This is a genomic window from Colwellia sp. BRX8-7 (assembly GCF_014077275.1).
Lineage (GTDB): Bacteria > Pseudomonadota > Gammaproteobacteria > Enterobacterales > Alteromonadaceae > Colwellia_A.
In genome coordinates this window covers 23031-48742 of record NZ_JACGVP010000019.1, presented here as the reverse complement: position 1 = coordinate 48742, position 25712 = coordinate 23031, and the positions used below count along the sequence as shown (strand labels likewise).

At 36.3% G+C, this 25712-nt stretch carries 23 protein-coding genes; 14 read left to right on the top strand and 9 right to left on the bottom strand.

Going from position 1 to position 25712, the window contains the following annotated elements; translation table 11 throughout:
* Nucleotides 1–49: 49 nt before the first annotated feature.
* From H4J57_RS16730 to H4J57_RS16710, 5 genes are all read right to left on the bottom strand, one after another.
* A complete protein-coding gene (locus H4J57_RS16730) occupies nt 50–1093 on the bottom strand; it encodes a phosphotransferase family protein (protein WP_182243668.1) in 1044 nt (347 codons plus the stop codon).
* 52 nt (nt 1094–1145) lie between these two features.
* Nucleotides 1146–2354, bottom strand: a complete 1209-nt coding sequence (locus H4J57_RS16725) for an acyl-CoA dehydrogenase family protein (protein ID WP_182173479.1) — start codon at nt 2352–2354, stop codon at nt 1146–1148.
* 125 nt (nt 2355–2479) lie between these two features.
* The gene (locus H4J57_RS16720) at nt 2480–3595 is read right to left on the bottom strand and encodes an NADH:flavin oxidoreductase (protein ID WP_182243667.1); all 1116 of its coding nucleotides are present in this window, start codon (nt 3593–3595) and stop codon (nt 2480–2482) included.
* Nucleotides 3596–3683: 88 nt separating this feature from the next.
* A complete protein-coding gene (locus H4J57_RS16715) occupies nt 3684–4454 on the bottom strand; it encodes an SDR family oxidoreductase (RefSeq protein WP_182243666.1) in 771 nt (256 codons plus the stop codon).
* A gap of 36 nt (nt 4455–4490) precedes the next feature.
* The gene (locus H4J57_RS16710; RefSeq protein ID WP_182243665.1) at nt 4491–5216 is read right to left on the bottom strand and encodes a histidine phosphatase family protein; all 726 of its coding nucleotides are present in this window, start codon (nt 5214–5216) and stop codon (nt 4491–4493) included.
* A 313-nt stretch (nt 5217–5529) separates the two neighbouring features.
* Between H4J57_RS16710 and H4J57_RS16705 the strand changes: the two genes are divergently transcribed.
* From H4J57_RS16705 to H4J57_RS16695, 3 genes are all read left to right on the top strand, one after another.
* Complete coding sequence (locus H4J57_RS16705; RefSeq protein ID WP_182173488.1) at nt 5530–6429, top strand: LysR family transcriptional regulator; 900 nt, start codon at nt 5530–5532, stop codon at nt 6427–6429.
* A gap of 305 nt (nt 6430–6734) precedes the next feature.
* A complete protein-coding gene (locus H4J57_RS16700; RefSeq protein ID WP_182243664.1) occupies nt 6735–7724 on the top strand; it encodes a permease in 990 nt (329 codons plus the stop codon).
* 23 nt (nt 7725–7747) lie between these two features.
* Nucleotides 7748–7984 (top strand): thioredoxin family protein, encoded by a 237-nt coding sequence (locus H4J57_RS16695; protein WP_182243663.1) that lies wholly within the window; start codon nt 7748–7750, stop codon nt 7982–7984.
* Nucleotides 7985–8105: 121 nt separating this feature from the next.
* Here the strand turns inward: H4J57_RS16695 and H4J57_RS16690 are convergent, their stop codons facing one another.
* The 4 genes from H4J57_RS16690 to H4J57_RS16675 form a co-directional block, all read right to left on the bottom strand.
* Nucleotides 8106–8516: a hypothetical protein gene (locus H4J57_RS16690; RefSeq protein WP_182243662.1), complete on the bottom strand. Its 411-nt coding sequence runs from the start codon at nt 8514–8516 to the stop codon at nt 8106–8108.
* 73 nt (nt 8517–8589) lie between these two features.
* Nucleotides 8590–9603, bottom strand: coding sequence for a glycosyltransferase family 2 protein (locus H4J57_RS16685; protein WP_182243661.1), 1014 nt, complete (start codon nt 9601–9603; stop codon nt 8590–8592).
* Entirely contained in the window at nt 9593–10873 is a 1281-nt protein-coding gene (locus tag H4J57_RS16680; RefSeq protein ID WP_259366886.1) for an oligosaccharide flippase family protein, read from the bottom strand. Before H4J57_RS16680 ends, H4J57_RS16685 begins: the two co-directional genes overlap by 11 nt.
* Before the next feature lie 193 nt (nt 10874–11066).
* On the bottom strand, nt 11067–12533 hold the full coding sequence (locus tag H4J57_RS16675; RefSeq protein WP_182243659.1) for a sigma-54 dependent transcriptional regulator: 1467 nt from the start codon (nt 12531–12533) through the stop codon (nt 11067–11069).
* Nucleotides 12534–12836: 303 nt separating this feature from the next.
* On the opposite strand from H4J57_RS16675, the gene H4J57_RS16670 reads away from it, so the two are divergent.
* The 11 genes from H4J57_RS16670 (at nt 12837) to H4J57_RS16620 (ending at nt 25481) form a co-directional block, all read left to right on the top strand.
* The gene (locus H4J57_RS16670; protein ID WP_182243658.1) at nt 12837–14123 is read left to right on the top strand and encodes a response regulator; all 1287 of its coding nucleotides are present in this window, start codon (nt 12837–12839) and stop codon (nt 14121–14123) included.
* A gap of 15 nt (nt 14124–14138) precedes the next feature.
* On the top strand, nt 14139–14684 hold the full coding sequence (locus H4J57_RS16665) for a heme NO-binding domain-containing protein (RefSeq protein WP_182243657.1): 546 nt from the start codon (nt 14139–14141) through the stop codon (nt 14682–14684).
* Nucleotide 14685: 1 nt separating this feature from the next.
* Complete coding sequence (locus H4J57_RS20305; RefSeq protein WP_182243656.1) at nt 14686–15636, top strand: ATP-binding protein; 951 nt, start codon at nt 14686–14688, stop codon at nt 15634–15636.
* A gap of 295 nt (nt 15637–15931) precedes the next feature.
* The gene (locus tag H4J57_RS16655; RefSeq protein WP_182243655.1) at nt 15932–16663 is read left to right on the top strand and encodes a glycosyltransferase; all 732 of its coding nucleotides are present in this window, start codon (nt 15932–15934) and stop codon (nt 16661–16663) included.
* 184 nt (nt 16664–16847) lie between these two features.
* On the top strand, nt 16848–18143 hold the full coding sequence (locus tag H4J57_RS16650; protein ID WP_182243654.1) for a WecB/TagA/CpsF family glycosyltransferase: 1296 nt from the start codon (nt 16848–16850) through the stop codon (nt 18141–18143).
* On the top strand, nt 18143–18823 hold the full coding sequence (locus tag H4J57_RS16645) for a sugar transferase (RefSeq protein WP_182243653.1): 681 nt from the start codon (nt 18143–18145) through the stop codon (nt 18821–18823). Before H4J57_RS16650 ends, H4J57_RS16645 begins: the two co-directional genes overlap by 1 nt.
* 287 nt (nt 18824–19110) lie before the next feature.
* Nucleotides 19111–20388, top strand: a complete 1278-nt coding sequence (locus tag H4J57_RS16640; RefSeq protein WP_182243652.1) for a polysaccharide biosynthesis/export family protein — start codon at nt 19111–19113, stop codon at nt 20386–20388.
* Nucleotides 20389–20395: 7 nt separating this feature from the next.
* Nucleotides 20396–21787 carry a hypothetical protein gene (locus H4J57_RS16635; RefSeq protein ID WP_182243651.1) on the top strand — a complete coding sequence of 464 codons (1392 nt, stop codon included), beginning with the start codon at nt 20396–20398 and terminating at the stop codon, nt 21785–21787.
* A 386-nt stretch (nt 21788–22173) separates the two neighbouring features.
* Entirely contained in the window at nt 22174–23442 is a 1269-nt protein-coding gene (locus H4J57_RS16630) for an O-antigen ligase family protein (protein ID WP_182243650.1), read from the top strand.
* Complete coding sequence (locus H4J57_RS16625) at nt 23435–24577, top strand: polysaccharide pyruvyl transferase family protein (protein ID WP_182243649.1); 1143 nt, start codon at nt 23435–23437, stop codon at nt 24575–24577. Before H4J57_RS16630 ends, H4J57_RS16625 begins: the two co-directional genes overlap by 8 nt.
* Complete coding sequence (locus tag H4J57_RS16620; RefSeq protein ID WP_182243648.1) at nt 24537–25481, top strand: glycosyltransferase family A protein; 945 nt, start codon at nt 24537–24539, stop codon at nt 25479–25481. Before H4J57_RS16625 ends, H4J57_RS16620 begins: the two co-directional genes overlap by 41 nt.
* The last annotated feature ends 231 nt before the right edge of the window (nt 25482–25712 follow it).

Genomic DNA, 25712 nt, shown 5'->3' with positions numbered 1-25712 from the left:
ATTATTTGAACGTGTTTATTGTCATGGTGCTAAATTGAATAGCTAGCGGCTATTTTCTGACCTTTTCTTGCGCTATTATCTCAAGAGCCATCAGTGCTAAAGGTTCGACAAACTGACCAATTTTACTGGCATTTTCATTCGACGCATTGCCCTGTGACGCTCTTTTGGCAACACCTTGAACAATGGCGGCTAACCTGAAAAAACTAAAGGCGAGATAAAATGTCCAGTTATCTATCTTTTCAATGCCCATACGCTGACAATAGGTTGCCACATATTCTGCTTCCGTTGGAATGCCTAAACTGGCTCTATCTACCCCTTTTAAGCCATCGATACTGCCAATACCTTGGGGCATACGTAATCCCATACATTGATAGGCTAAATCAGAAAACGGATGTCCTAAGGTTGAGAGCTCCCAGTCAAGAATGGCTATAATTTCTGGTTTGTCTTTAGCAAACATCATGTTGTCTAAGCGAAAGTCGCCATGGACTAAACAAACTTTGCCATCATCTGCGGGCAAATTAACTTCAAGCCATTGGTTTAACTTGTCCATCGCTATTATTTTTTTGAGTTCTGAGGCACGATATTGCGCAGACCAACGATCATATTGACGTTGAAAATAATTACCTGCTTTTCCGTACTCACTTAAGCCAACACTTTCAACATTAATGCGATGTAAAGCAACCAAAGCATTGTTCATTGCGTCATACATTTTACTGCGATATTCATTAGTTTTGACTTCTGCTAATGAGGCACTCCAATAAACGCTACCATCACAATATTCCATCAGATAAAACATCGAGCCAATAATGCTAGTATCTTCGCAAAGGTGATAAACCTCGGCGACAGGAACGTCTGAAGATTTTAACGCGGCTAGCACTTTATATTCACGGTCAACCGCATGTGCTGATTTTAGGAGTTTTCCTGGCGGTTGGCTGCGCAAGACAAATATTCCGGACTGCGCTATCACTTTATAGGTTGGATTAGATTGTCCGCCTGAAAATTTATCAAGCGTAATGGGCCCGATAAAACCATCAAGATGAAGCGCTAAATAAGCGGTGAGTTTTTCAACATCAAAAGGTACGTTTGCTGCCATGTATTTATTCTCTTTCAGATTTAAGACGATTAATTTCAATAATCATTTAATGTTATGTCGATTTCTTTACTAAATCTCTTCCAAGTTGCATCATGTGAACTTGATCAGGACCATCTGCTAAACGCAAGGTTCTTTGAGCCGCATAAGCATGCGCTAAAAAAGTATCCTGACTAACCCCTACCGCGCCGTGACATTGAATAGCTCGGTCAATAACGTCAAGCGACATATTCGGTGCAACTATTTTTATCATGGCAATAATATCTTTGGCCGCTTTATTACCTTCAAGGTCCATTTTTTGCGCCGCTTTTAACGTCATCAAACGCGCTTGTTCAATTTGACAAGCTGAAATAGCAATATCTTCGCGTATTGATTGTTGTTTTATCATCGGACGACCAAAGACAATACGTTCATTAACACGCTTACACATTAAATCTAACGCACGTTGAGCAATACCAATCGAACGCATACAATGATGAATACGACCAGGACCTAAACGCCCTTGCGCGATTTCAAACCCTTTACCTTCAGCAACAATAATATTGTCGATAGGCACTCGAACATTTTCAAAAATAATTTCGGCATGCCCTTCTGGCGAATCATCATAGCCAAACACTTTCATTGGGCGAACCATAGTGACACCGGGTGTTCTCATTGGCACTAGCACTTGCGATTGTTGAATATAACGATTTTCATTGTCGGGGTCGGTTTTACCCATAACGATCATAATTTCACATTGTTTACGGCACGCGCCACTGATGTAAAACTTTTTACCGTTGATGACATATTCATCACCGTCACGTTCGATACGTAATTCAATATTGGTCGCATCACTTGAAGCAACTTCAGGCTCTGTCATGGCAAAAGCGGAACGGATTTTTCCTTCAAGTAGCGGCTCTAGCCACTGCTTTTTCTGGGCTTCACTACCATATTTAGCGAGAACTTCCATATTGCCTGTATCAGGAGCCGCACAATTAAACACTTCTGGCGCCCACATCACTTTACCCATAATTTCAGCTAAAGGTGCATATTCTAAGTTAGTTAAACCCGCACTATATTTGCCATAACTCAAAGGTAAAAATAAATTCCATAGCCCTTCTGCTTTTGCTTTCGCTTTTAGCTCTTCCATTAACGGCGGTGTTGACCAAGGCTCTTGTGCAACTTGTTCATGCATTTTCTGTTCAGCAGGATAAACATATTTATCCATAAATAAATTTACACGATTTATTAATGCGTTAACTTTGTCACTGTATTCAAAATCCATGAGAGATCCCTTTAATTTAATAGCGCCCGTTTACTAACGAGTGCAGTGAGAATTTTTTGTCACGATATTCAAAAATCATTGTCGGTTCAAAGTTGATTAATCAACCGACAATTGACTTAATTTATTTAACTTAACTTCATTAACGCTTCTTTATTAAATGGGGCTATTTGGTCTTCTTTTTTATCTCGTATTTTATTAACCCACTCTGGATCGACTAATAACGCTCGGCCAATAGCAACCAAATCAAATTCATCATTATTTAGGCGCGTTAATAAACCATCAATTCCAGTTGGGTTAGAAGCACCACCCAGGTCCATACTACCTTCACCGGTGAAGTCACTGTCGAGCCCAACACTGCCCACGGTTATTACCGGTTTATGGGTTATTTTTTTCGTCCATCCGGCTAAATTCAGCGTCGAGCCTTCAAATTCTGGTAACCAAAAACGGCGGGTGCTCGCATGAAATATATCGACCCCAGCATCACTTAATAGTGTTAAAAAAGTCGTTAACTCTGCGGGTGTTTGGCAAAGTTTTGCATTGTAGTCTTGTTGCTTCCATTGAGAAAATCTAAAGATAATAGGAAAATCTTCACCAACAGCGGCGCGAATTGCTTGAACAATTTCAACACCAAAACGGGTACGATTTTCTAATGAACCTCCGTAGCCATCATTACGTTGATTTGTGCCTTCCCAGAAGAACTGATCAACCAAATAACCATGAGCACCATGAACTTCAACGCCATCAAAGCCGATATTTTTAGCATCGAGAGCAGCTTGTGCAAAAGAAGCAACAACTTCGTCAATATCAGTTTGGCTCATTTCAATACCATTGGGGGCACCGGGTTTATATAAGCCAGATGGACTATAGGCAGGTACTGATTTATCAGGGCCAATACCTTCTTTTCTCACTGAGCCAACATGCCAAATTTGTGGCACGATTTTACCTCCAGCCGCATGTACCTCATCGACAACATGTTTCCAACCAGCTAAAGCTTCTTCACCAAAAATAGCAGGAACTCGCTCATAACCATTAGCCGCTTTATGCGAAATAAAAGTACCTTCGGTAATAATTAAACCGACATTACCTTCTGCTCTGCGTCGATAATATTTTGCAACATCGGTATTGGCAATATAGTTAGGCGAAAAGGTCCGAGTCATCGGGGCCATAACCGTACGATTTTTTAACGTGAGTCCACCTGATGAAAATGATTCAAAAAGTTTGGCTGAATTATTATTACTCATTGTGTTTCCTGAAATTTATTAATACTAAATATTGCAGCAGACAAATTAATGCCAACGGTTGCCAGAGCCTTGTTAATCACTTTATTGCCTAGCCAATTAGATAACCACCATCAACGTTAATCGCAGTGCCTGTCGTGTAACTTGATGCATTTGAAACCAAGTAAAGTACAGTGCCAGCCATTTCTTCAGGCTGCGCAATACGCTTCATTGGCACGTGATGCAACATTTGTTCAAGTATCTTGGGATTATTGACTAATGTTGACGCAAATTTTGTATCTGTGCCGCCGGGTAATAAAGCATTAACTCGAATATTAAATTGAGCACACTCTTTGGCAAAGGTCTTAGTCATAGAGATAACCGCGGCCTTGGTAATGGAATAAATCCCCTGAAAGTCACCAGGAATAACACCGTTAATAGAAGCCACATTGACAATAGCGCCACCATTATTTTCTTTCATTAGCTTTGCCCCAATAACAGACATGAAAAAATATCCGCGAATATTGACGTCGACTGTTTTTTGAAAAGCACTTAAATCAGTATCTAGCACATGGCCAAAATAGGGATTAGCCGCGGCGTTATTAACTAAAATATCAAGCTTGCCATGTTGTTCTTTAATCAAAGAAAAAATGTTTTCTATTTGGTCCATTTCTCCAATATGACAAGGTATAGCTTCAGCGCTGCCACCTGCGGCAATAATATCGTCAACAACAGTTTGGCAACCTTCAACTTTACGGCTAGAAACAATGACATGGGCGCCATTTTGCGCCAGTAATTTAGCTATTTGCTCACCAATGCCACGACTTGCGCCAGTAACCAAAGCGATTTTTCCTGTTAGATCGAATAAGTTAATCTTGTTCATGTTAAGTCTCCTTCTTAATTGTTAATATATTATCGATTATCTAAACGTAACCCAGTCTTCACCTGCTAGGGTCAAATGACTATAATTGTTAAAATAATCAATGCTTAAATTCTTTTCTGAAAAGAGTAATTTAGTAACACCAGTATTGCGTGACTGTTGATTGATGATTAATGTTTTTTCATCAGATAAGCCTAAAACATGCTGAATAATGACAGCTATGGTGCCACTTGAAGTAAAGATACAAATATTGTTTGTATGTTGATTATTTTGTGTAATAGTTTTTCTTGCCGTTAGCTCTTGCTTAATGACATCTTGTAATGCGCTAATACAACGTTTTTTGAATTGACTCCAACTTTCTTTATACTCATTGTCGTGGTTGCCACCTGTCCACCGAAGCAGTGCATTAGCAAACTCTTTTTGAAAAGCTTTATTTGCGCTCGGCTGTTTACTCATTATCGTAGCCATTTTTGAAAAATCTTTCCATTGCGCATCATAACAAGTTAACAATTCTTGATGATTAAACTCATTAAACCCTGAATGCAGTATCACAGGTGATGGTTCACTTTCATAACCCAGTAAGAAATGTTCTAGGGTTTGTCCATGTCGCAGCAAATCACCCGAGTAAATCTTTTCTGGTGCAGATATGGCTTGCCAATACTTACCCAATAAGCGCGATTGTTCACTGCCTTTTTCAGACAAGAGGTCGTAGTCGGCTTTACCAAAAGAGGCTTGCCCGTGACGTATAAGATAGATGGCCGTCATGCGTTTACCCTTTCACAGAAATAGGTTGCGATTTTAATAGCGGGCTTATTATCATCTTCATCACTTATTAATATTCTTTAAACATCTGTTTTTTCGATATATTGATATTAATTGCCAGTCAACAATTAAACAAATGAATAGTTATTATGACCTACTATTCATCTTACAAATAAAGAAGCCAAAATATAATAACGATTGATTAAATATATGACCCTAATTAAATTAAATAATAAACTTAATGATTAACTATTCATTTTATGAATAGAATGGCAATATTAATTTCTTATTTTACGAATTAGGTTGAAATATAACGATGAAAGTCGACTTAAATTTATTTGTGGTCTTCGAAGCCATTTACTGCGAAGGCAATATTACCAAAGCAGCATCAGCACTGAATTTGTCACAGCCAGCAGTGAGTCACTCTTTGAGTAAATTACGCGCACATTTTGACGATCCACTTTTTGTGCGACAAGGCAATGAAATGCGGCCTACTGTAGTGGCTAATAATGTAGTTGCAGATGTTCGTGAAGCTTTACGTCAATTACAAATATGTTTAGCACAGTCAAAACAATTTCAACCGATGACCTCGCGCAAAAGTTTTACCATTTCGTTGCACGTTGCCTTAGAAGCTTCTTACTTGCCGCCTTTGATACAGAGAATTCATAAAGAAGCGCCCTGGGTAAATATACAAAGTAGCCGCCGAGTTAATCGCCATGAACTGGAAAATAAACTCGCCAGCGGCGACATTGATTTAGCCATAGATACTTTATTACCCGTTAGCGACAATATATTACACACCCAATTAGAAAAAGATAAATTAGTCGTTATTGCACGTAAAAATAATCCACAAATTAACGCAATACTCGATTTAGAAAGCTACTTGGCGATGGACCATATTTTAGTGTCGTCGCGTTCTACAGGACCAAGCATTGAGGATTTCGAATTAGCTCGTCTTGGATTACAACGTAAAATAGGTTTGCGTTGTCAGCATACATTTTCAGCATGTCGTGTTATAGCTGGTAACGATATGTTGCTTACGGCAACAGAAACAACTGCTAAAATGTACGCGCAATTACTCGATTTGGTTATATACCCATTACCTGTGACACTACCTGATATTGATATGCATCTTTATTGGCATACAAACCTCGACTTTGAACCCGCTAACAAATGGCTTAGAAATAAAGTGATTCAAGCAACACCCGGCGTTTAAAGACGCTTATTGCTAGATATACCCTTTGCCTAACGCCTAAAATAGCTCAAAGGGAAAATATCGATCCTCAACGAACTCACCTACTAATACTACCGTCTTTTTATCGGCAATAATTAGCGATAACCTGACTTAAGTCAAAGTATAACAACGCTGTACTATTATAATAATGAGTATATCAATCGCTTATTATTGTCTTTTATCGGTTTAAATTTTACCGTCAAGGCTGTTTAAAACCGTGTTACAAAATCCATACTACCTTAGCGAACTTATTTTATTACTTATTATCCACCTCGATAGGACAGCTTATGTTTGAGATATTTACCGATTTAGCCACATGGTTAGTTGTTGATATATTTGGCTTATCTAGAACAACAAAACTAGGCGATGCCCTACATTTTTTTATCGAAGACACCACTAAGATATTCTTTTTGTTATTGATAATGATCTACGCTATTGCTTTATTAAGAGCGTCAATGAATGTTGAAGGTATTCGTGATTATTTAGCCGGTAAACATTCAGGGGTTGGTTATTTACTTGGCTCAAGTTTTGGCGCAATAACGCCGTTTTGTTCTTGCTCGAGTATTCCGGTATTTTTGGGTTTTACATCAGCAGGGATCCCTGTGGGTATAACGATGTCATTTCTCATTACATCACCACTGATAAATGAAGTAGCAGTATTGCTGTTACTTAGTTTATTGGGATGGAAATTTACCCTGCTTTACATTGTGGTTGGGATGTCTGTTGGCATATTAGGCGGTATTTTTCTTGATGCCATAAAAGCTGAACGTTGGTTGCAATCTTTTGCCGCCAAAGCGTTACAACGCGGTCAAAACACGGTAAGAGTTAAAATTGAACAATCTGCAATATTATCGTTAAAACAAAGACATACTTTTGCAAAGGAAGAGCTCAGCGAAATTTTTGGACGAGTATGGAAATGGGTCATCGTAGGTGTAGGGTTAGGCTCAGCTTTACATGGTTTTGTTCCCAACGGTTGGATTCAAGCGCATTTAGGCGATGGGCAATGGTGGTCAGTCCCTTCTGCAGTTTTACTTGGCATACCTTTATATTCTAATGCGACTGGTGTTATTCCTGTCATGGAAAGTTTACTTAAACAAGGTCTTCCTGTAGGTACCACACTGGCTTTTTGTATGAGTACTGTAGCTGCAAGTTTTCCTGAATTTATCTTATTAAAGCAAGTCATGCAATGGCGGTTATTGGCGATTCTTTTTATCCTATTGCTTAGTGCATTTACTTTAATTGGTTGGACATTTAATTTTTTAAGCCCCTTTATTTAACACCTAACTAAAGAGAAAATATTATGAAAGAAATAAAAGTACTGGGTACTGGCTGTACTAAATGTATAAAGACTATTGAAAAAATTTCTAAAATAGCTAAAGAATTGAATATTAATGTTCAGGTAATAAAAGAAACAGACCCTGAAGTTATTATGGAATATGGCGTAATGACTACCCCGGCAGTTTTAATTAATGATGTTAATGTACATAGCGGTTCTATCCCAGACAGAGATGCTATTCAGTCATGGTTAATCAACTAAGTGTATCTGGCAAGTGATACATACGGCTTAATAACTAACAGATAGCATTATCAAGCTGTAAGCAATGTTATATACAAATCTATCATTATGCCTGTTAAAGCATTTACTTTGCGTAAAATCGCTAAAAAAGATTTTTGAATGCATCCCAAATACCTAAAGATTCGTTTGGAAAAATATCTATTCCTAACCATGATTTTAATAAATAAATTAACAAAAACACACAACCAATCATGGCTAAACCAAAGACGAATATAAATAATAAAAACATAGCAAAAGCAATAAAACGTTCAGTGTGTGTAAGCCCCCTTCTATTAATACCCACTAGAAAAACAATATAGAAACTCCAAGGGAGAAAAGGCAATGCTAATGTAGGTCTAAAATCTACATTGTGACTTCGCCAGTCTTGCGTACTAATGCTTTTTTGTAATGCTTTACGTTGTTTATAAGTGAAACTTTCTGCAACAGATTTATCCATGCCACTTAATAGCTGATTAACTTTTGAGCTATCATCTGATTTATTATTACGCGCCATAGTGCCTCTAATTAACTATTATAAGTAGTACAAAAACTGATATAGATTATAGGTCTTCATTACACTTTTAACCTTATTGTTTAATTGAACTATTGCCAAAATTTAACATGGCAAACTTCTCTATTCGCCGATATAGCTTGCTCGGTAAAAACTTTAACCAAGCACAGCCTAACGTCATTATCGTGCGACTAGGCTCTTGAAAAAGGATCCTGTAATTACAAAAAATTGCTTGATGAATAAGCTTAAAAGCTGTCAGTTTACTTTCAGACTGTATCGCCCGTCTGGCTAAATAACGAAGCTGGTATGCCCTTGCTAAGCTATAAAACTGTTTGAAAAAGGTTGGATCAGAAGCTTGGTTTAGCATAACGGCATGTTGCCAACTTGAATACTGCTTATCAACATCTGCTGAAAGGCCAGTATAGTTAACTCGATAATAAGTTAAAGGTTTGGCAATACCAGCAAATTTCCATGTAGTGGTTAATGCTATGCGAGTCCATAATTCGATATCTTCAGATTGTCTCAAACTTTCATCAAAATACATTTTTCGATATTTATCTCTTTTAACACCAAAATAGCCAATTTCAGCTAATAACGCTATTCTAATCACTGGCGATGAGCCATTACCTACTGGATTACGACAAAAAATATGTTGTTTAGTTATATTGCTAAGCTTAGGAAATTGACCAACGCCCAAAACTGCGCCTTCTTCATTAACAAACAATGACGGACAGTAACTTACTCCTACCTTAGGGTTTGCTGATAAATGCTTGATATGCTTTACTAATTTATCTTTAGCCCAGTAATCATCAGCATCGAGCAAAGCAACATACAAACCACGAGCCGCATCTATACCGGTATTTCTTGCACCAGACAAACCTCGATTAGTTTGGTGAATAAGTCTAATTCTAGGGTCTGTAAATTTATTCACTTTATTTAAGGTATCATCAGTACAACCATCATCGACTAAAATAATTTCAAAATGATGATAGGTTTGTTTAAGAACGCTATTAATACTTTGTTCAATATATTTTCCAACGTTATACATTGGAATAATAACTGACACTATTGGAACTGCGTTAGATTTCATGTGATTTATTCCTATTAAATAAAGTGCGTAGGTTATAATTTAAGGGTTTTAGAACATTAATTAAGTAAATGGGGATTAAGCAAAATAGATTGTTAAAAAAGATAACAACGGCAAATTCCATTGGCTCTTTTGGCATCATAATAATGAGCGTGAGTAAAGAAACTGACAGGCAAACTAAACGAGTAAAGGTTTCAAGGTGGTATTGCTCTGTTGCTCGCTGAAAACAACAAAAAATATCAATAATTAAATTAGGTAATGCCACTAAACATAATATTGTGATGATAGGTACAGCTGACAACCATTTATCGTCGAACAAAATCGGTACATAAATAGGAGCAATTAAGGCCTGAAAAACGAATAAAAAACCAATGGATAATGAAAGAGCAAATATTTTCTTTTGTTGTGCTAATAACTGCCCTTGCCGTGCTAACTTGCAAATATAAGGATATAAAGCAGCCATATAAACTTGGTTAATTGACTGACTTAAACCTACCCCAGCATTTTTTGCAAAACTATAAAAACCAAACAACTCAGGGGTTAGTAACTTACCGGCAATAAAAGTATCGGCATGAACTCGAATTCCACGTAAAAATTCCGTATTAAAAAGCTTTCCTGATGTTCTTAACATGTGCTTGATTACAGTTTTATCAAAACCAACCCCATATGATTGAACCGGTGCGAATGAAAATAGCAACAACCAAAACAGTGAAAAGGCAATTTTACCCAAAGCAACAGCAAAGATATCAGCCCCAAGTAAAGCTGCTACCGCTATAGATACATTTTCGATGATGACACAAACACCATTTCTGATACTAAACCAACGCATTTTATTATCGCGCTGCAACAAAAATATTTTTACACTCACCCAAGGATAGAGCAGATAAATTACAGCCATTATTTTTAGTAATGAGGCAATATTATCATTGTCATAAAGTGACGATAGAAAGTCTGCAGAGCTCCACTGACCTATGGCGATAGTAAGACAGATAGCCCATTGGATGACTATACCACTTTTTGCAAAACAAGCGACTTGCGCTTGTTTGCAGTTAATAATTTGACTACCTACACCGGCTCGTAATATTAATGCAAAGACATCGTGAAAGGCCAGCGCTAACATAGCTGTACCATAAGAGATTGGCGATAATTGTGCGGCAAGTACAACGATAGTGAAAATTCTAGAGACTTTAGCAACAAACTCTGCGCTAAGTAACCAAATAGTATTTGATAACAGCTCAATTACCGCATTAACTTGCGTCCTAAATAAAGACATTAACTGCACTAGAACACTCCTAAATTATCATTGCTAAATCGTTAACAATGATACAATCAAGTTTCGTTCCAATGTTTGAATTATTTTAATACACTGATTATTATGAGTTTTATTTTATACCCAGGTGATGTACTGATAATAATTTGCACTTTGAAAAAAAATTACCCGCGCTTTTTGCAAATTAAAAATGGTATTAATCTAGCGTTGGTACTTGCCATTGCTGAATTTTTCGATAAAGCGTTGATGGACTCACACCTAGTTCACTGGCCGCTTTGACGATGTTATCTTCACACAAGGCAATCGCTTGTTCAATGGCATACTTTTCGACATCAGCTAAGGTAATTATTGAAGGTGTTAAATTAGCTGTATTGAGCATCGGTGTCTGCATATTTATATCATCTTGTGCCGAGGCAACCGCTTTTTGCGGGGGAGGTGTTGCAAGAGCAGGCTGCTTAAACTGCTGACCAAGTTGCTGAACAATCACTTGTTCAGAAATTAAGGGTCCTTCAGACATAATTGTTGCGCTATGAATAATATTTTGCAGTTGTCTAACATTACCTGGCCAAGAGTATGATGTAATTAATGCCTCAGCCTTAGTTGAGAAACCCACAAAAACTTTTTCTTCAATTTTACTAAAGTGACTTAAGAAATATTCAGCTAACTTCACAATATCACTACCACGTTCATTTAAAGCGGGTAACACAATAGAAATGACATTGAGCCGATAAAAGAGATCTTCACGTAGTTTCTTTTCATCAATGGCAACTTGAGGGTCTCGATTGGTTGCACTGATAAAACGAATGTCTACTTTTTCTTCTTTACCGCTACCGACCTTTTGAAAACAACGGGTTTGAATAAAACGTAATAATTTAGCCTGTAAACTGATATCCATTTCACCAATTTCATCAAGAAATAAGCTGCCGCCGTTGGCCAATGACGCTGCACCGTCACGATTTGAAACAGCACCAGAAAATGCTCCTTTGATGTGACCAAAAATTTCTGATTCCATCAGTTCTGAGGGTATAGCGGCACAGTTGAGCGCAATAAAAGGTCCGTTTTTTCTTTTACTTAAGCGATGAATTGCCTGTGCAGCAACTTCTTTTCCTGAGCCACTAGGCCCAGTAATAAATACAGAGGCACTGCTGGGGGCGCTTTGTTCGATACAAGAATAAACAAATTGCATCGGAATTGAATCACCAATAAAGCCTTCAAATTTTGCTTTATGATATTTTTGGTATTGATCAATTGTTCTTCGCATTAAGGTACGCTCAGCAAGTATATGCTGAAGGTGTAATGCTTGCTTTAACTTAACAATAAGTTCGAAATTATCCCAAGGTTTATGTAAAAAACCCCAAATGTGCCCTGAATTAATCGCATTAAGTACCATATCCATGTTGTCACAGCCCGTTAAAACAATACGAACAGTTTCAGGTGAAATTTGAGCAACTTGTTCAAGTAATTGATTGCCGTCCATATTGGGCATATTGATATCAGAAACAATGACATCAACATGACATTTTTTAATCACCTCAAGTGCTTCACCGCCGCTAGCAGCTGTTAAAATAGTCGCATCCACTTTACCCGCAATACGTTGTAGCGATCTTAAAATAGCGGGTTCATCGTCAACAAATAAAATGACCGATTTATTCAAATTTTGCATTTTTTTCCTTAAAATCAAGACTAATGCCCAATAACTTTTCTATAAAACAGTGTTACATTTAGCTATAACTATTTTTATTCCACATTTAAAACTTAAGGTATCGCCTCAACAATTACAAATATTGTTAAGGTAAATTGACTTATTAATTATAATAATATCAATAATTTTTGAATAAATAACCGTTATAGCTATAATATATATATTATTTATCACTATAAAGTAAAAAATAGATAATATAGTGGTCGTTATAATTAACATCATTAAAACTATTTATTTCAGTTGTAAAGTTTGTAGGGAGAGATTATGTCAGATAGTAGTACCCAAAATGCTTTGTATTCAGATATGACTGTTTTATGTGTTGATGATGAACGAATTATACTCAGGACTTTGCAACGTTTATTTCACCGCAAGTCATATAATGTCATTATTGCTAATAGTGCTCAAAACGCACTAGAAATTTTAGAGAAAACGCACGTAGATATCATTGTTTCTGATATGAGAATGCCTGAAATGGACGGCGCAGCGTTATTAGCAATAGTTGCTAATTCACACCCAGACACTTACCGAATAGTATTAAGTGGTTATGCTGATTTTGAATCAACCGTGGCTGCAATTAATTTAGGTAAAATCAATCGTTTTATCAATAAACCCTGGAATAATAATGACCTAATTAATGCTGTTGAAGAAGGTTTGGAGATCACCCATTTAAAAGAGGAAAACTATAATCTAAAACGTAAAATTGAAAAGAAAAATAAATTACTTAAAAGCTTAAATCATGACTTAGAGGGAAAAGTAAATTTACGCACCAAACAAATTAGAACGTCATTAACAAGAAATGAACAAGACAATAAAGCCTGTGAGAAAATGTTATTTAACTTCATTGCGATCAGTCCTGATCTTAATGCTGATTTTGCGAAAAATGTAGCACAATTAGCCGGTCGATTAGGAGAAAAGCTCTGTCTAGATAAAGAAGCATTGCATGATATTTGCTTATCAGGTTTTCTCAACGAAATTGGATTGTTAGGGTTTGATTCGACCATTGTTTGTACCCCCTTTAATTTACTCAATTTCGAACAAAAAAAGATTTTTTTGACTCAGGGAGATATTGCTCAACAAATTCTCTCGCCAGCGCAACGTTTAAATGCTGTAAAAGCAATACTAACCTACCAATTTCATTCACTAGAAGAACTAAAAAATAAAGTTAATAGTAAAACATTGCTTGCCTGTAAAATAATAAGTGTTGCAAGAGATTATTGGCGATTTTCTTGCGGTAAGATTGATGTTAAAAGGCTAGATCATAAGCAAGTACTGGTCGCGTTAAATAAATCGAAAGGTATTAAATATGCCAAAGAAGTTTTAGATATATTAATGGCCAACCCCGAATTAGTTATTGATAATATTTCTGAAAAAGGCTTAACGACACGACAACTTTTACCCAACATGATATTAAAATATGGTTTGTTTTCTGCAAATAACTTGCTTATTTTAGCTGAAGGACATGAGTTTACCGAACACACAATTAATAAGTTAATTGAATACGAGATTAATCAAAAACACCAATTTAAGATTGTTATTGAATCATTATCATAATTTAAGGAAATGGCCATGCAAGGTTCTATATACACCATATTTTCCGAAATGGTCATTGAAAAATTAGGCATATCTGCATGGAATGAGTTGTTAGATAAAGTAAAACCAAATTCTGAAGGTATTTATACTAACAGTATGCAGTATGAAGACTCCGAAATAATGTCTTTTGTTGCTGAACTATCGACATTAACCCAAATAGATCCGCCCACGTTAGTTCGCACCTTTGGTGAATATTTATTTATCCATTTACTTAATCGTAGCCCTGCTAACTTATCACATATTGATAATTTAAAAGATTTTCTCATTTGTATTGAAGGTGTTATTCACAAGGAAGTAAAGCGTGTTTATCCAGATTCTTACTTACCAAGTTTTAAATTCGATGAAAAACCTAATGGCGATTTAATTATGTTTTATCAATCTAAGCGCAAGTTATGCCATCTTTCTGAAGGATTAATTTCGGGTGCTGCTCAACACTTTAAACAAGCTATTGTAATTAAACACCCTGAATGCATGCATGATGGAGCCAAGAAATGTAAATTAGTAATATCTTTCAAGGATTAACATGACTAAAGAAGACGCGTATAAAACTGCCTATACCCGCGAAAAAAAGGCACGACAGTTGGCGGAAAAGCTACTTGAGGATAAAACACGACAATTATACGAAAATGTTTTAAACCTTGAAGGGGTTGTTGCAGAATTAAAAACAACCCAAGCACAACTTATCCAATCGGAAAAGATGTCTTCACTGGGACAACTTACGGCTGGTATTGCGCATGAAATTAATAATCCTATTGCTTACTCGTACAGTAACCTCTTTTATTTATCTGAAAATATTACTGAATTTTTTAAACTCGACAAAATTATACAAGATAATTTACCTCTCAAAGATAACGTTGACTCAATGTTGCAACAATATCAAAGTATGCGTAAAGAAATTGATGCTGACTATTTAATAACTGACATTCCTTCTCTGTTAGCCGATACCATTGAAGGAGTAGAGCGCGTTAAAAACATAGTTAAAAATTTAAAGAAAATCTCTTATAAAGGAGATGAAGCCTTTACCGCTTTTAGTATTAATGACTGCATTAAAGAATGCATTAAAGTATCTGCTAATGAAATAAAATACTCTATGGCCATTAATCTAGAACTTTCTGATTGTGGTGACGTTATTGGGCAACCATATGATTTAAATCAGGTCTTTATTAACTTATTTATGAATGCTTCACATGCCTGCTCAACCCATGGGATATTGACCATTACAACAACCCAAGAGCAAGATAGCGTCATTATTTACGTGCAAGATAATGGTAGAGGAATAAGTGAAGAAAACATATTAAAAATATTTGATCCTTTTTATACCAGTAAACCTGTTGGCGAAGGTACTGGTTTAGGTTTGCCGATATCACATGGCATCATTGAAAAGCATCACGGTACAATTACAGTCACGAGTGAAGTCGGTGTTGGTACATGTTTTAAAATAAGCCTACCGCTTGCAAATCCACCGATTAACTAACACGCGACACTTTTTTCATAAACCAACCTTTTAACTATAAAGTGTTGGTTTAGATGCCTTTATTTGCTAGCATCAGCATAAACTTTGTCACTTATAATATTTATCAAGGTAAGTTCGCATTTTGCAACAGCCCCAAAAAAATTCACCATCTTTATCTATATAATACTTTCTTACTCGCTGTTAGCCCATTAGAAGAGCGGTTTATCAATAATGGAGTAGTTATTGCAGGTTACTTAGTTGAGTACTTTTCACAGATAGAGAAGTTATTAACCCATTTGCAGTAAAGGTGACATGTATGACCAATACAACATTAGTACTCAGCATTGCCTTAAATGGTTACCAGTTGATGTATAACAAAGAACTAGCAACACACAAAAACTATGCTAAAAAGCAAGGATACTGCCATCAAGCGGTAACTCGGCCTTATATTTCTAAATTAGGTGTAGAGTGCTGTTGGCTTAAGTTAACGCTAATGCGAACAGCTTTACTCTCGGGATATGACACCGTTATATTTTTAGATGCTGATACAGTGGTAAATGATAATTGCCCCGCTTTAAAAACAATAGTAGAAGATGAAAAATATATTTATATGGCCAAAGGTTATTCTAATCGCTTTAATTCTGGTGTACTCATTGCCCTGAATAATAAAAAAACCATTGCATGGCTGACAAGTATTATTGATTCCAGACTTGCTAGCATACAAAAAATAAACAAGGTTGGCTGGGGTGAAAACGGTCATGTCATAGAATTAAGTAAAGGGGTGAGTTTTATAAAAGAGATCGAACAAAAATGGAATAATACTTTTGACTATGACTTAAGTGACTATATTCGACACAGCAATTGTGGCCCTATGCGCACCAGCATTATCAATAATTTATTTCATAAAATTGTTTTCGCTCTCTCTGCCCGCATATTAGCCTTTGTTAATAGAAAACAACCAACGTCAGTTCCAGCAAGTAACGAAGACGACCTGTCGCGAGAAACAAATATCATCTTATCGCTTTATCCAAAATTAGTCCGTTGTTAGCATCTTAAAATAAATTGCAAAATGATAATTTAAATTTTTATTTTGCAATTCAGTACTTCTCTTTTTTTTAAAAATCAGCCACCAAAAAATAAAATAATTATAAAACAGACACATAAAGCAAAAATCAAGTTGGCACAACTTAAGCACTGTACACGTTAACTAATAATAATTTAGGTTAGCTGAAATGATAAAAACTAAAATTTCACTACAAACAAAAACTCAATCGTTTACACACCTCGATGCCATTAAGCATCAATACCGTGGCAACATTGTCGATAAGCCCATAGCACTGATCCTTATATTAATACTGCTTCCCTGTTTCCTGTTAAATATAACCTTGGCGATAACGACAAGAAGAAACTTATTTTCAAAAAAATACAAGACTGATGCCTTAAGCAGAAAGGTAACATTACACCATTTTAGTTGTGGCCTTTGGGTAAAAACTGCAGTTTTGTTTGATATTTGTTTAGGTAAGATTTCTTTTTGCGGTATTCCCTTAACTCATCGACTTTCACCCGACATACAGCTTTGTGTCCTTAACCAAATTAAGTGTAAAACAGGAATTTTTAGTCTTTATGACTTGCACCTTAAAACAGGGATAACGGTGATGACGCCCGAGCAACTTCTTGAACAACAACTCAATGGTAACTTAGCTAATTATCTAGCGCTTATGAGTAAAAGTTTTATCTCGATTATTATTTATGGCCAAAAAATTAAAAGACTTAAAGAATCTAAGTACTTATCTTTGTTTGGTTTAGACGTTAAAAATACTTCAATGGCGGAAGCTGTTGAATGGATAACATGTAGTGATATACCTACAAGTAAAACGAAAATAGGTTTTTTTATTAATGCGCATTCCATTAATTTGTCGATTAGCAATCCAACCTTCTTTAACCAACTAACAAAAGCCGATGCATTGTTCGCTGATGGCTCTGGTATGAGATTAGCAGCAAAAAAAGCAGGTTTCTTGCTTAATGGCAACAATAACGGAACAGATATGTTACCTCATCTTTGTAAAAACTGTGTTGAAAGTAGTCAATCTTTATTTTTCTTCGGTGCTAAGCCAGGGATTGCAGATCAAGCAGCAAATGAATTAAGCGCTCAATTTCCAGGACTCAATATTGCAGGCACCGAGCATGGTTATAACGACACTGAGAGTACCTCAAAAATTATCACCACAATAAATAAAAGTGGTTGCGACGTTTTATTAATTGCTATGGGCTCACCTATACAAGAACAATGGTTACTTGAGCACAGAGACCAATTACGATGTAAAACAGCATTAGCCGTAGGTGGATTATTTGATTTTTATTCTGGCAGTATTTCACGTTCGCCGATGTGGTTAAGAGAAATGGGGATGGAGTGGATTTGGCGCTTAATGCAAGAACCTCGTGAAAAATTTAATCGTTATGTTATTGGTAACCCACTTTTTTTATATAGAACCTTTTTACTTGGCTTAGTAAATACTGGAGTAAAATAATGACTATTCAAATATTAAATAAAATTAAAAATCAGGCGCTATTTACTAAAACACACAAAGCTATTGTTATAAATTACCAACACAAAGGCATTCCAGTTATTTTACAGCAAAGTATTGCCCTACTTGCGTTAATACTCATTAGCCCAGTACTGCTAATCCTGATTATTTTAATTAAAACAGAAAGTCTGGGTGGTGCGTTATTTTATCAAACTAGAGTGGGTGAAAATGGTCGACATTTTAAAATGTATAAATTTAGATCAATGTATTTAAAATCTGACCCACTTTTTAAAGAACCAGACCCTTCTCAAAGTTCTCGTAAAGGTGTTTGTAAGAAGTACATTAATGACCCTAGAATTACCAAGATTGGCCAATTTATTAGAAAATATTCTATTGATGAGTTACCACAATTATTTAATATTGTTAGAGGGGATATGTGCTTAGTAGGCCCAAGACCCGCATTATCAATTGAAACTTATGAATATGATAATTTTATCCAACCTAGATTATTTACTAAGCCTGGATTAACCGGTTTATGGCAAGTATCTGGTCGCGCAGACACTAATTTTGAAGAACAATTACAGTTAGACAAATGTTACATTAAGCAACAAAGTTTTTTAATGGACTGTAAAATAATAGCCTTGACCATTCCAGCTGTATTAATGGCCAAAGGTGCTTATTAGTTGAAACAACCTATAACATTTACCTAAAGTATAAGATGGCTTAAAAGTAACAGTAAAGTGAATTGATTAACGCATAATCAATTCACTTTTTTTATTTTTATCAGCGAATTATCTATTTATTTGTATACAAAGACTTTTGCAAAATAGATATAGCCTATTGCAAATTGCAAACTCATCTTTTTTAAAAACAAAAAACATATAAAATACAACAAGTAAAGTAAAGAAAATCAATTGGTACGTTAAGTGCAGTAACGGTGTAGAGAGTTAAAATCGTTATGGAGAATTCAATGTCGTTTCACCCACCTAAAAATTACAAAATAATGCCAGCGCTTATCGCGCTCATTGGAATTTTAGTTTTACAGGGGTGTGCTAAGCACTCATCCGTAAATATTGATAAGTCTGCACTTAGATTTTATGGCACGCCAGCTGACAATGGTGATGACTTTATTCATGAGCAAGCACCTAAAACGCTATTTTCAGATGGATTAAATTGTAGTCAGTTTCAAGACATGGGCGCAGCCCTAAATTATAGAACAGACAAGCCATTAAATTTACATTCGTCAAACATGAAAGCTTCAGCAGAGAATGACCCTATTCTTGCGCAAGGTTTATTATTAAGTCCTGGGGATTTAGTTGAAGTGCTTATTGAAGATGGTAAAGGTTTTAATGGCCGTTATATTGTTGATAACGCGGGATATGTAAAACTACCTATTATAGGTGTTGTTTCAGCAGGCGGTGCGACAACCAATAAATTAGAAACCAAAATTGAATTAGCCTTAATTAGAGCAGAAATATTTCACCCCTCTAGTGCTAGCGTTACCATATACGTATTAAATTGGTCATCAATTGAGGTTTCTGTGGCAGGTGCAGTTTTTCAACCTGGTACGGTATTAATTAATAAGAAACCAAATGGTATTCAAAATACCGAACATTTAGATGCATTTGGTGATTATTCAACGACGCGATTATTGTCTGAAGCGATCAGAGGAGCTTCGGGTATTCGACCTGATGCAAAATTAGATCAAATAATTTTACTGCGGAAAGGCTGGCAGGTTCAAATAGATATGACAGGGATGCTCTCTGGAGAATTAGTTAAGGATTATCCATTAGTAGCAGGTGACCGCATTATCGTACCCAGTACCGGTTGTTTTCAAGCACACTTAGTCAGACCTAGCTTAATTACACCTAAGGGATTTCGTGTTTTTATGTCTAACCTCATTGATTCAGCTGGAGATAATGCAAGTGCAGCCGTAGGTAGATATTCAACCAACCTGCCCTATGGTACACGCTTATTACAAGCAGCGGTTTCTGCTAATTGTGTCGGTGGTAAAGATTGGACCAATGCACCACGTCGAGTAGTTCTTGCGAGTAAAAATCCAATTACCGGTGAAACACAAGTTATTGAGCGCTCTGTAGAAGCGTTAATGACGACACCAAATCAAGGCAATATTAACCCTTACTTAATGCCTAATGACGCCGTTGCCTGTTATGACTCAGATATTACTAACTTTCGTGATATCGCCAAAACAGTTGTCGACATCCTGCTTCCTATTAAATTGTTATAGGTGAATTATGAAATATCCTATCGTAACGTTAACGTCATTTGGCCTATTCAGAGCAAGAATATACTCAGTGTTAAAGCGCCCTTATTTAGTGATTGGTTTAGCTTGTTATTTAGTTGTTGCATTGCTTATTATGCTTTATTTGAATAAGGCTCCGTCATTTACCAGTGATATGGAAATGGTATTACCTGGAACAGGTAGCAGTAACAGTGTATCACTGGATAATGTCGGCCAAGTTGTTTCACAAACTAACACCCCTTTTTCTGGTGGTGGCTTTAACCCACGTGTTAATTATAAAGAGATGCTATCAAGTCGAGGTGTTAGGGGGCGTGCTGCTGAAAAACTAAATATTTCGCTTGATGAACTTGGTAAGCCAAAAATTAAGCTCACCGAGCAAACCTCTATTATTTCATTGTCGATGAATGCTGGCAGCTCAAAATTAGCACAAGAAAAAACCTTTGCCATCTATGAATCTTTACAAGACGAGTTGAGTAATCTTCGCGCCGATGAAGTGTTACGACGAGACCGAAGTATCAACCATGTTCTTGACCAATACCGGGAAAAAATGAATATAACCCGTAATGCTATTGTTGATTTCCAACAGCGATCCATTGTTGTTTCAACCGATCAAATGAATCAATTGGTTAAAACCTTATCCGGTGTTAAAGAAAAACGACTTTATGTGAAAGCTGAAACAAAGCAATTACAAGAATATATTTATCAATTAAGTGAAGAGCTTGGGGTTTCACCCAAATTAGCAGGACAAGCATTCGCCCTGCAATCAGACGTTGAATTCAAAGCTTATATTACCGAATTAAAAGAAAGTATCACTCAACTCACCGAATATAGCTCTCGATGGGGTGTTAATCACCCTAAAGTGAAAGCACAACAAAAAAGATTAAACTTTACCCGAATTGCGATAAACCAGAGAAGCAGTGAAATGTACGGTGTTAATTCAAGTGAGATATTCAATTCCTTAAATTTGGATTTGAACCCAAAACGGGCTGAGTTATTCGCTGACTTAATTGCCGCTTATGCAAAACAAAAAGGCCAAGATTCAATGTTTGCTGATTTAGGACGTTCTGTTGAACATCTCGGTGACCAATTAAAGGTGTACTCAAGAGAAATAGTGGAATTAGAGCGGTTACAGAGAGAATTTAATATGGCAGAAGCTATTTTTACCTCAGCAGCAGCAAGATTAGAAGCAAGTAAAGCAGACATTTTTGCCTCGTATCCGGTATTGCAAATGCTGACAACCCCCTCTTACCCAATGAAACAAGGTAGTCCTAAAAATATCATTGCCTTTGTTGTTGCTGTAGCTGGGTTTTTATTCATTACCTTTGGCTTATTGGTTTTATCACAACGCAAAAAGTTAATTCAAGTTTTACTCAAGAAAAACTAATTTGGCTAATAGAAGTTAACCCTATCAATTCTTAGTCGCCTTGATATAGCGTTAGTTTTAGCCTTGTCTTAGACTGCTCCTTATTTTATCAACTCTATTCCCCAAATTGTGAAGGTTAAATCTATAAATAATAAAGATATTTTATAAAGACATAATGAATTGCAAAATGAAAACCCTATTTTTATTTTGCAATCAAAAGACAACACCCACCTCAACCAGAGATAATAAGCCATATAAAATCAACAACTTAATCAGCAAGATAGTGTTGGCACAGTTTAAGCTATAAGTAGGTTAGCATCAATTTATTAATGATTAATGCAATGCTGGCTAAAGATAATAATACTTTTATATTAAGCCTTTATTCATCCATTTGGACAACTTAACTTATGATTTCACACCACCCCACTGCAAGTTCTACCGAAGAAAGGCTAGTTTGGTTTGGGTTAACACTTACCTATCCATTCTTCGCATTCGGTGGTCTTTATGTTATGGGTTCAGTGATAGGTTGGATGATCTTTATTGTGGTTTTATTACGTTGGTATGTAAACGGAAAAGATAAAAATGCAGTTATACCGGCCATTGTTTGGTTATGGATCCTCGGTGGTTTTTTTATGTTAGTCGCGCTACTCATTGGTCATTCAAATTGGGACCTGGGACTAGCGAAAACCATTAAGTCTTCGATTGGTTGGGCAAAAGGATGGGCACTGATGCCGCTATTTTTATTTATTGGTGCCTTTGTTGATATTAAACCACAGTTAGTGGTTAGAGCCGTATGTGTTGTTTCGTTTCATTCGTTAATTTTTGCCAGTGTTACTGTTGTTCTTTATATGGTTGGCGCCCCGGGTGATTTATTTATATCACCGCTACAAGTGATTGGCGGACCCGGTGAAAGCTTCTTTACAGTGAGTTTATTTGGTTTAAACCCTGAAACTGGTGGTGGTCGTTGGAGGTTTTTTACTCCTTGGGCACCTGCTGCAGGATTTATGGCATGTATATTTTTAATTTTTACTAGCCAAGAGAAAGAACCTTTTTGGAGAAACTCTGGTTTAGCCGGTAGTTTCATCATGTGTTTACTCTCACAATCACGTGCTGGTTGGGTTATTTATATCGCATTAGCGCCACTATGCTTTTTCAGTAAACATTTTAAAAATCCACTGCTTATTATACTTTTTGGCTTGTTCATTCCAGCCATTTTATTATTAGGCGAGCCATTATTTAATTTAATCACTAACAGCTACGAAGGCATTAAAGCTTCGCGCCCTGATTCAACACGAGTACGTAATACGCTAGAAGTACTTGCATTGCAACGTTGGGAGTCAGAAGCGCCAATTTGGGGACATGGCATTGTTGAGAAAGGACCAAAAATCGTTGAAGGAATGCATATAGGTTCACACCACAACTGGTATGGACTGTTATTTGTCAAAGGCATAGTAGGACTTTTAGCATTAGCTATACCTTTAACGTTTACCTGTATCTATTTATTTTGGCATAGCCTTAAAAGCGAGATTTGTTATACCGCTGCGCTGATGGCAATCGTTTTTATCTGTTACTCATTTTTTGAAAATCTAGAAATATTAAGTTTTATTTATTGGCCAGCACTTTTATGGATAGGCATTGCCCTTAATCCACTAAAATCAGGAGAAAGACATGTTTAAGAAATACGATGCTTATTTAGTAGGCTATTACGGCATGCAAAATAGCGGCGATGATGCGCTGATGTATGTAACGGCCTGGGCGGCTCAACACATTATTGGTTGTGAAAATACCTTAGTAGGTTTGTACGGCGATTACCGCAGAGAAACACAAACGGATCATCAACTACCACTCAAGTTTAACCAGCAATTTCGGGGGCAAAATAGGTTACTACATTATAAAGCTGCACTTCAAAGTAAACGTATTATTTTTGGTGGTGGCTCGGTTTTACACAGTGAAACAGATATAAACCTTAAAAGACAATTAATGTCTTTATCAAGCCCTAAGAATAGCTTAGCAGTAGGCGTTGGAATTGGTCCGTTCAATTCAACTGCCGCAGAAAAAGCATGTGCAAAATTTTTAAATGAATGTGGTTATATTGGCGTCAGAGACAGTGAAAGTTTAGACATTGCTCAAATTATCGCCCCTAATGCTAACGTTAATAAAACGTTTGATTTAGCACCATTACTGCTGTGTTCAGATAAATATAAACCTGAACAAGTCGAACGTAAAGGCATTGCACTGTCGTTATGCTCTGTTGCTATTAATGCGATGGGCAAAACAAATAAAGGTGCTGAACAGCAAAGGTTTCACCAATTTACTCAGTTAATAACACAGTTATACGCCCAAACAGGTGAACCTATTACCTTAATTGAGTTTAACGGACATAGCTCATTAGGCGACTGGAAAATCAACAATAATATTATTGCTTGTTTAAACAAAACAGTGCCCGTAACGATAGAAAAATATCAAGCAGATCCCATTAAATTACTCGAAAAACTGGGCACTTATAAAGCTATTGTTAGTATGCGTTTACATGGTTCTATTTTAAGTTATTTAGCTAACACACCCGTGCTGTCAGTTAATTATCACAGTAAATGTAAAGGTTGGTGTGAAGAGATTGGCCTAGCACAAGACTATCAAATAGATTTATTTAATCTCAATATTAAATCAATTGTTAATCAAATCGTAAAGGGTTTATCAACAAATTTTATACCGCCAACGTTATCAGTTGATAGCGCTTTAAAAAAATCTTTATCTAACTGGAGTGATCAAAATGAAAAACATAAAATTTACTGTAATTATTCCGCTGTTTAACAAAGCCGAACATATCTTAAGAACACTTAACAGTGTCGCATGGCAGAAATACCCCGCTACTGAAATTATTGTTATTGATGATGGCTCTACCGATAATGGCGCCTTAATTGTAAAAAATGCCGATATGGAAAATATAAAACTCATACAACAACAAAATCAGGGCGTGTCTGCCGCTCGTAATAATGGTGTTGCGTTGGCAAGCAATGAATACATTGCATTTTTAGATGCGGACGACCAATGGTTACCCTTATTTTTAGATGAGATAGCTCGCTTAATTGTTAAATTCCCTCAAGCAAAGTTTTTTGGAACACGCTACCAAATTGTCGAATCTGAGCATAACTATATAGATGCAAAAATAAAACTAAAAAACATCGACCCAGAGGGCGTGATATTAGCTGATTATTTTGATATTGCCTCACAAGGAGACCTACCCTTCACTATGTCTTCTATGGTCATTCAACGGTCATTATTTAACGACATTGGTGGTTTTCCTCTGAATGAACCTATAGGTGAGGACCAAGATTTATTCTGTCGGGTTGCGTTAAATACAGATATTGCTTATTCACCAAATATTCACTCTCTTTATCATAAAGATGCGCAAAACCAAGCAAGTAAAAATAATATTCCTTCTGCAGAGTGTGGTTTTAGTATTCGGATAACTGAGCAAGCATCTCGATTTAAAGCTAATAAAAGCTCAACCAATATGCTTAAGTATAGTGCAACACATTTGTGTCACTTGGCAAAACTCAATATTGGTGATGGGCATTTTTCCCAAGCGAGGACTTTATTATCAGACCCTCGTTGTAAGCTAAAACCTAAACACTTAGTGGGACTTTATGGATTGTCATGGATAAAACAAACAAAACAATGGCTAGTCAACAGTTTTCAATATAAACAGTTATAACGGTTAACCAGATGACCGCCAAAAGCCGCATCTCAATAGAGCCGCGGCTTGATCCTTTATCAGTCCCCATTAATAAAATAGTAACCTTACTTTATTCTATTTTGCAAAATGATAATTTTCGCAAAACAAAAATATAAAAACTAATGTAACAAAATTAATATCAAACAATATCAATAACCTAATCACAAACCCCATCTTGGTTCATTACTTGCAGCACCTATCTTAAGTAAC